Below are 2,494 nucleotides of genomic sequence, written 5' to 3' on the forward strand. Positions count from 1 at the left end.
TCTTGCAAAGCAAAATTTTTCACCCTTGATGAAATTTCCTTAACCCCCGCAAAGCCTTTATTTTCGGGGTTGGCGTGTAATTTCGTATATATACCAAGAGACCCCCCTCGCTCCACTCGTCCGCCTCCGTTGTCCTCGTGTCGCTGGTGGGGGTTTTTGTGGTAAACAGGGGAAAATTTAGAATTGACATAACTGTCAAACATGGTAGAATATCCTTGTTGTTTTGAATACCTAAAAACCCTGTAGGTTTGCCGACCGTAGCAGGGTTTTTTATTAGGTTTATTTACTAAACATAAGATAAGGCGGTTTCGTTGGTAGCGGTGTCGCCTTTTTCTTTGTCTAATAGAAAAGAAATATTCTCAAAAGTATTAAGAACTAACTCACGATATTCACTTAATGTAATATCTGGTTGTTTTTCTAAGACAATATCGGAAAACAAAGAATAAACACCCAGTTCATTAGGATTATCAACAATACGACTAAAAAACAAAGCCTCATAACCAGTTAAATTCATGATGCCCCCATAAGTTGCGGTTTAACACCTTTTGGCACAAAATACACAATCGTATTTTTCTCAGGTGCAAAAGCACCAATCTGCACAGTAATATCTTTATTTTGTAAGCCAGACCAGTCAGAAATATTAGGCACTGTCAAATCTAACAAATCAAACTTAGTATCACCGTTTTGCAACAACACCGAACCCATAAGTTGCACCTTATGGCGTTCGGCATAGTCTTTACCGTCTTTATCTGTACCACCTTCAACGGTGAACAGATTAATCACTTTTCCTGCTAGTTGTAGCATGGCTATCTCCATCTAAGGGTTTTGAAATTTCCCTAATTGCATGAGACACAGTATCGTTATAATCAGCAACGGCATTCAAAAACATACTTTGAGCTTGCGAAAAAGTCAGCTCTTTAGATTTAACCATTTCTAAAGCGTCAATAGTATCCTTAACAATGGGTAAAATTTCTTCAAGATAATCACGAATTAACGTAGCCTTTGGTGTACCAGTCAATTCCGAAAATCTATCAAAAACGTCATTCGTTTCTTGATTAAGTGTAAGAGCGACACGATGCCCTTTGCCTTTAGGTCTAGCCATTTTAATACCTTTTTTTAAAAAACGCAACTGGAAACCAACACGTTAATGCCTTTCTTGAACATTATGGCAAGATACCACATAAAACCCCCATGTCAAGGTAGTACAAAAGTCTCCAGCCTTGACATGGGGGTTTTATGTGGGTTGGTTAGCCATGTTCAAGAAAGCCATACCACGCTTAACACACGACATCAGCATTTACCCATTTTTTCCGTTTTTTGCTACACGCAAAAATCCGCAAAAAATGGATAAATGTGAAATACATTGTAATTACATTTGACTTACATAACGCTTAGCCAAACCTAGTACAAAATTATCCAATCTATCACCATTATCCAAATAATCTTGCTCAACCAAATCCAAAACTTCAGCTCTAGCATCATACATCAAAATCAAATGCCAAATTTCTACACTTAAATCACAAATATAATCCGATTTTTTATCAGTATCGGCAACGATTTCAGCATCTGTTTTCTCACAGACACGCAATAAATCCTTAAGACCATTAGACCAATGGAGTTGCTGTTTACCCTTAAAAGCATCAGCAAAATCCCTAAATAAATCAGCGTAAACATCAGAACCATTGGACAATCTAAGCAAATCAAAAGGGGTAAGAGAACCATTTAAACCTTTTTTCAAATGCCCCTTAGTAAGCTCATGCTCTAATCCCCATTTACTAACGTACTTGGCGGCATAAGTACCATCACGAACATCAACACCGTTTTTGATAGTTGGTGGCGGTAACCCAACCTTAACGCTTACATCTTGCCACTCAACAGCCAAAAACGACTGCAAAGCCTGCATATTAATTTCACGGCTAAAGAAAAAAATCATGTGATAATGCGGATGCCAACCGCTATCACCATAGGTTACTTCAGTGGCAACAATACGACCAACATAGCCCAAATTTTTAAGCATCTCATTAACTTTTCTTTTCTGCCAAAACTTAACGAATGCTTTCTTTTGACCACCAAGCAAATGCGATAAATTCATACCGCTGTAATGGCGATTGGTGAAAGTAACCAAATAACAATAACCGCCATTTTCAGCCCAAGCGGATAAACCTGCTTGTAATTCCAATCGCCTTGCTTCAGTGATGACCGAAGCACATACAGGGCAATTCCAGACGCTACAGCAACGCTGTAAATTGCCGTATTGGGCTTTATCACGCTCTTTGCTATAAAACAGCTCAACGCCCTTATCTTTGCTTATACGCAAGCGTAAGCAGTAATTTACCCTATGCACATAAGCCCATTTTTTACCCCTAACAACCTTTTGGGTTAAAATCTGCCTTGCCTTATCTTGCAAAGCAAAATTTTTCACCCTTGATGAAATTTCCTTAACCCCCGCAAAGCCTTTATTTTCGGGGTTGGCGTGTAATTTCGTATATATACC

At 38.6% G+C, this 2,494-nt stretch carries 5 protein-coding genes; all 5 read right to left on the minus strand.

Going from position 1 to position 2,494, the window contains the following annotated elements:
• Window positions 1-203 (minus strand): hypothetical protein (locus K941_RS17640; protein WP_036388427.1); only part of this gene is annotated, 203 nt, incomplete at its 3' end.
• Window positions 204-286: 83 nt separating this feature from the next.
• On the minus strand, window positions 287-514 hold the full coding sequence (locus tag K941_RS0112345; protein WP_029103833.1) for a hypothetical protein: 228 nt from the start codon (window positions 512-514) through the stop codon (window positions 287-289).
• Window positions 511-804: a hypothetical protein gene (locus K941_RS0112350; protein WP_029103834.1), complete on the minus strand. Its 294-nt coding sequence runs from the start codon at window positions 802-804 to the stop codon at window positions 511-513. The genes K941_RS0112345 and K941_RS0112350 overlap by 4 nt, the downstream gene beginning before the upstream one ends.
• Entirely contained in the window at window positions 776-1,102 is a 327-nt protein-coding gene (locus tag K941_RS16585) for a hypothetical protein (RefSeq protein ID WP_051226067.1), read from the minus strand. The genes K941_RS0112350 and K941_RS16585 overlap by 29 nt, the downstream gene beginning before the upstream one ends.
• 267 nt (window positions 1,103-1,369) lie before the next feature.
• On the minus strand, window positions 1,370-2,494 hold a 1,125-nt coding region (locus K941_RS17430; protein WP_051226068.1), incomplete at its 5' end, for a protein rep.

This window comes from Moraxella caprae DSM 19149, from assembly GCF_000426885.1.
Taxonomy (GTDB): Bacteria; Pseudomonadota; Gammaproteobacteria; order Pseudomonadales; family Moraxellaceae; genus Moraxella; species Moraxella caprae.